The 5,025-nt window shown below is 66.0% G+C and carries 7 protein-coding genes; 2 read left to right on the top strand and 5 right to left on the bottom strand.

The features are described 5' to 3' along the window. Nucleotides 1-216: hypothetical protein (locus EV644_RS45055; RefSeq protein WP_158293129.1), on the top strand; the 216-nt coding region annotated here is incomplete at its 5' end. A gap of 390 nt (nucleotides 217-606) precedes the next feature. Here EV644_RS45055 and add read toward each other — a convergent pair. Next, nucleotides 607-1,650, bottom strand: coding sequence for an adenosine deaminase (add, locus tag EV644_RS44200; protein WP_199240396.1), 1,044 nt, complete (start codon nucleotides 1,648-1,650; stop codon nucleotides 607-609). Between the two features lie 157 nt (nucleotides 1,651-1,807). Between add and EV644_RS44195 the strand changes: the two genes are divergently transcribed. After that, nucleotides 1,808-2,083 carry a hypothetical protein gene (locus EV644_RS44195; RefSeq protein WP_132197826.1) on the top strand — a complete coding sequence of 92 codons (276 nt, stop codon included), beginning with the start codon at nucleotides 1,808-1,810 and terminating at the stop codon, nucleotides 2,081-2,083. Nucleotides 2,084-2,162: 79 nt separating this feature from the next. Here the strand turns inward: EV644_RS44195 and EV644_RS44190 are convergent, their stop codons facing one another. From EV644_RS44190 to EV644_RS44175, 4 genes are all read right to left on the bottom strand, one after another. Beyond that, nucleotides 2,163-2,498 carry a hypothetical protein gene (locus EV644_RS44190; RefSeq protein WP_132197824.1) on the bottom strand — a complete coding sequence of 112 codons (336 nt, stop codon included), beginning with the start codon at nucleotides 2,496-2,498 and terminating at the stop codon, nucleotides 2,163-2,165. A 53-nt stretch (nucleotides 2,499-2,551) separates the two neighbouring features. Beyond that, nucleotides 2,552-3,103, bottom strand: coding sequence for a CbrC family protein (locus tag EV644_RS44185; protein ID WP_255511495.1), 552 nt, complete (start codon nucleotides 3,101-3,103; stop codon nucleotides 2,552-2,554). Between the two features lie 119 nt (nucleotides 3,104-3,222). Next, nucleotides 3,223-3,816: a GNAT family N-acetyltransferase gene (locus EV644_RS44180; protein ID WP_132197820.1), complete on the bottom strand. Its 594-nt coding sequence runs from the start codon at nucleotides 3,814-3,816 to the stop codon at nucleotides 3,223-3,225. 226 nt (nucleotides 3,817-4,042) lie between these two features. Then, a complete protein-coding gene (locus EV644_RS44175; RefSeq protein ID WP_132197818.1) occupies nucleotides 4,043-4,360 on the bottom strand; it encodes a hypothetical protein in 318 nt (105 codons plus the stop codon). Between the last annotated feature and the right edge of the window lie 665 nt (nucleotides 4,361-5,025).

The following is a 5,025-nucleotide window of genomic DNA, read 5'->3' as shown; positions in this document are numbered from 1 at the left end:
CGTCTAGTTCAGGCTGGCGAGTCGCTGCCGGAGTTCACATCGATGAGAGTCATGGTGAGCGTGTCGGTCGCCGTCGACGACCAAGACTATGAGGATCAGCCGGCGACGCTCAGATTCTTCGGTGAGTCACCCGGCGTGGCGTGGATGAACAACCTCGAGCGATTCGAACAGGAGGCCGTTGGCATCTGGTCGTTCCCAGAGTTCTTGGCGATCTGACCGGCTACCAGACTGGCCGTCCTCTGCTCGGATTGAGCTCAGATGCGCTGTCAGCGGCTACTTGTTGTACTTCGAGGCTGAGACACTGTCGGCCATGAGGTCGGTGCAGGTGTTCCCGGGCATGGACCTGCGTCGGCTGACGTCCCTGCTCGATAGCTTGGGTGAACGTGCAGGGTCGGAATGGTTCGGGGTTTCCGATCGACGGCTTGAGGTCAGTCTGACCCGCTACGAATCTGCGCAAGACCTAATCCACGACGAGGCATCCTCGCGCGCTGCGCCAGCACAAGGCGCTTCCCGATCGCAGTGGCCCATCGAGTGCCGCTCCGGCCTGGCGGGTGTGTGTGCCGTTGTGCTGGATGACGGTCGAATGGTTGGCGAGGAGAGTCGGTCTCACGGTTCGGCGGGTACGAGCTGTCCTGCCGCGACTGTTACCTGGTCGCGGAGCGCGGCCTTTCCCGCGTCGTCGAGCCAGCAGGCGTCGACGGCATCCAAGGCGATGTGCACCATCTCGTCCCAGCCGTAGCCGAACGCGGCCGCCACCGCGGCGTATTCCTGCGCGAGGTCGAGATCGGTCAGGGCCGGGTCGTCGGTGTTGATGGTCGCGAGCAGTCCGGCGGTCCGCATCCGTGCGTAGGGGTGGTCCTCGAGCCGGTCCACCACGTTGGCGATGACTACGTTCGAGGTCGGGCACACCGTGATCGGGACGCGCTCCCCGACCATCCGGGAGACCAGCTCGGAGTCGTCCATCACCGGCACGCCATGGTCCACTCGTTCGACACCGAGAATGTCTAGGCAGGCCGCGATCGCTGACGCCGGGGAGTTCTCGCCCTGGTGCGCGGTGAGCCGGAACCCGGCGGCCCTGGCGGCGTCGTACGCCGAACGGAACGACGCCGGGTCGATGCCTCGCTCGGTTGAGTCCATGCCCACCCCGATGACGCGCTCCGTGCCGCGAGCCCCGGCGTGACGGAGAGCGGCAAGGGCCTGCACCTGCTGGAGTCCCACGGCCGGACCGAACGCCCGGTCCATGTCGGCGATCAGCAGGCATCTGGCCCCGGTCTCGGCTTCGCCGGCAGCAAGCCCCTCGTCCAGCCCGGCCACGATCGCCGCCAGGTCTTGGCCGGCTGCCAGGTGACGGGCCGGGGTGAAGAACGCCTCGCAGTGCACCACCCCGTGAGCGGCCGAGTCGACCACGCTCTCGTAGGCCAGCCGGGCCCAGTCCCCGGGTCTCCCGAGCGCCGACTGGACCATCCAAAAGACTTCGAGGAAGCTGTCCAGGGAGTCGTACCGGTAGAGTTCCGCAGGGTCCGACGTCGGCAGGTCAAGGCCGTTGCGTCGGGCCAGGTCGACCAGCGTCGATGGGCGCATCGTCCCCTCGATATGGCAGTGCAGCTCCACCTTGGGAAGCGCGTCGAGCGCTGCGGCGAGGGACGTCACGGTGACGACGATGCCACCGCAGGCATCCGGGCACCACCACCCGCGGTCTCAGGTGACGAACAGCAGACCTTCGAGACCGACCCAGACGCGTCGCCCGCTCATCGGCTACGACCGCGCGGGCGGCAGATCCGGACACCCATCAGGGATCATCGGAGCTATGGATACTCCGGCCGGCCTGGAAGCTGTCGTCGTTGCATGGTTGGAACGCGACATCCACGCAATGGAATGGACTCCTACCGTCGTGCGTGTTGAAGACGCGGGACCCCAGTGGCGCGTCTTCTACAGCAGTCAGGAGTTCATCGAGACGGGCTCTATCTTGTGGGCCCTCGGCGGGAACTTGCCCCTGCTGGTGGACAAGTCGTCGCTTGCGGTCCGGATCGACGAAGCCTGGTTGGCAACTGCCGACGTGTCGGGCGAACCTCAGGGAAACTGAACCGCGTGCATGCGGCCGGTCGCGATAGATCCACTGGTCGGCATGGGGCGCTCGGACAGCGGCCATGAGCGGACGGTGCTCAAGCGAACTTGGCGGCAGTGCCGCCGATGCGAACTCTGTCTGCACCGAGCCCCGCAACCGAGACGCGGACCCACTCGGCGCGATCACGTCCGAGGTTCACCAGCGGAAACTCGACGCACTGCACCTGCCGCGTCTCGCCGTCCTCGGTCGGGACTTCAAGCGTGTCACCAAGCGCAAGAGAGCTACTGGCTGAGCGAGTGACTGGCCCGACGAGAGTTGCCTCACCTGCATGGTCCTGACCGAGGTGGAACACGTCATGGACCTCGAACGCGAATTCGCCGTCAGCGGAGGGTGGGGTGGTCACGCCGGGATCTTCCCCCTCGGCCTGGCGCATGCGCAAGCACACGCACATCGGCTGCTTGCGCGGAATGCGGCAGATCCGTGCGTCTAGCTGGCGTCTGAGTAGGCCAGGTGGGTGCCGCAGTGGAGGCATCGGAACAGGTAGCCGGTCAGATCGCCGTCGCGATGCATTGCGGCGACTTGTTCGTCGGCAGCGGATGCATCCACGCCCAATTGGGCGAGCTCGGCCCGCAGGGAGGCGAGTGCATCTGGCAGGCGTCTGACATCGTCCCAACCGACACGTCCCAGGAATGCTGCGGCATCGGCGCAGTGATAGAGCCAGTGTTCCTGCTGCCAGCTGATGAAGCCGGGTGTCCGCTGCGAGATCTCTTCGAGGACAGCCTTCGGCACGTCGTCGGGCACGCCCCAGCCAACATCGGTGAACTCAGCTTGGCTGCCGTCCGGCAACCCGAGACTGACGGCGGCCGTGCCGTCCGCAATGCACCGCAGGCAAAGGACCTCCGGTTGACGCCCATAGACAGGCCCCGTGTACTTGAGGCCGGCTGGCCGATTGCAGACGTCACACGCCTCGTCTGATCGCACCGCGGACCCTGTCCCCACTGGGTCGGGGTGATAGCGGAACCTGGGGGCATCGAACACGGGATGAAGAGTCTCAAGGAAACAGTGCGGACGTCGACCGCTCTGCGGCAAATCCGGTTGCCGCAGCGCACGCCATCTGCGGCACGTCCGAGCGACATGGTCCCTTCGTCGGGCGACGGTCATGAATGGTTGCCCAGTCGTCGCCGCACCACACGCCGCCGCAGGGTGGGCGAAGCCACCACCTCGTAACCAGCCTCGAGGAAGACCTGCACCAGCCCGACCGACGCCTCGTCCCAGATCACGGTCTTGCCCGGCGGCGGCTCGATCGGGTACCCCTCCAGGACGCGGGCGCCGACCTGCTCGCCGTACTCAACGGCGGCGGCGGCGAGCTCGTAGGTCAGCCCCGACTGACGCCGGCCCTTGCGCACGACGAAGCACGTGACTGACCAGACGCCCTCAAGCTCGGGGTCCATCCGCATCCACGCCTGCTTCCGGCTCCACAGCCTCGGGTAGTTCTCCCGCGGCTCGACCGCGACCCAGCCGGCCGCCTCGCCGTCGACGTACCCGATCAGCCCCGACGTCGGTCCGGTGGTACCGCAGGCGGTCTGCTCCAGCAGCGCGGCATCCCTCTGCTCCTGGGTCGTGTCCCGCCAGATCCAGCCGGGCACCTTCAGCGCTTGGCAACGGCACTTGTGGGCTCCACCCGTGGCGAAGACCGCCTCGACGTCCTCTGTCGATGCTTGATTGGCCGGGACCCACATGAAATCGGGCATGCAGCCATCATGCTCTTCGCTGGGCATGCCATCGTCGAAGACCGCGGTCCACCACCGGCACGCGAATGAACGGGCGGAGGGTCTGGGAGAGACGGTCGTCGTACCAGCAGGTCCACGCCTTCACTATCTGCGGCAGATGCGGACGTTGCGGGGCAGAGAAATCAGCGCTGCAGAGCGGACCGCAGCATGATCGGGTGTTCTGCCCCGCCAAACGGAAGGAGCGAACTCAGTGCGCGTGCTGATCCATCGCAGTCTCCACGGCGATGAAGCTGCCGCGCCGTGTCGTCTGTGGCCACGGCGGCCTTTCGGGTTTCAGCGTCCAGGTCAGATGAATTATCGCGAACGTGCCGTCCGACGCTCGGAACACCACGTCGTCGCAGCCTTCACACTTGGCCGTTGCGCTCAGGGCGATGCCGTGCAGCACATGGCCCGGTGCGATCTCCTTCTCTGCCTCGCGCTCGAACGTGAGAGCTTGCTCGGGCTGGAGTCGAAACCACGGCTCGCGGAAGTCATCAGAGCTCACGCCCCACAGGATGTCAGGCACCAACGCTCATCTGCCTGGTCTCGCATCACTCTCTGCGGCAGATGAGGTCGTTCGACACCGAGGATGCGGTCACCCGATGATGGATCCATGGCAGGCCGCGTCGAAGCCGCGATAAGAACAGCGTCAAAACCGGCGAACCGTTGACCATTCCTACGGGTCGGGGGCGGTTCTCTATGGCGCGATACACCAGCGACGGATTGGTGCTGCTGCTAGGTCAGCAGGAGGCGTGGACCCCTCTGCCGTGGAGAGCGGTAGAGGAGGTTCCAGACGTGCTGCGCGGCCGGTCGTGGGTGCCCATCGGCACGACCTATTCGGTAGATGCGGTTGAGGGCACCCTTGACGCACATCTGAAGATGTTCATGGCACGGGCAACAGCTGCGTGGGTCGCGGTCGTGCTCGAGCAGGCGGGTGTGGTGGAGATCGATCGGGCCCGCCCCGCACGTGTCAGGTTGTCGCCAGACTGGTGAGCCGTGTGAGCACCTCCGCGGAACGCACGTTGCGGCTACCACCCGCGATTCACTCTCCCGGTCGCGGCATGTGCGAAAACCCTGTGCCACCCGACCGCACGCCGTGAACCACCCCGGGTTTGATGCGCACCTTCTTCGTTGGGAAGGTGGCATCTATGCCGAGCAAGTACGACGAGCAGACCAGGGCCAAGGCGGTCC

The sequence above is a fragment of the Kribbella orskensis genome (assembly GCF_004342085.1).
In the GTDB taxonomy this organism is placed as follows: domain Bacteria; phylum Actinomycetota; class Actinomycetes; order Propionibacteriales; family Kribbellaceae; genus Kribbella; species Kribbella orskensis.
This window is presented reverse-complemented; position numbering and strand designations above follow the sequence as displayed.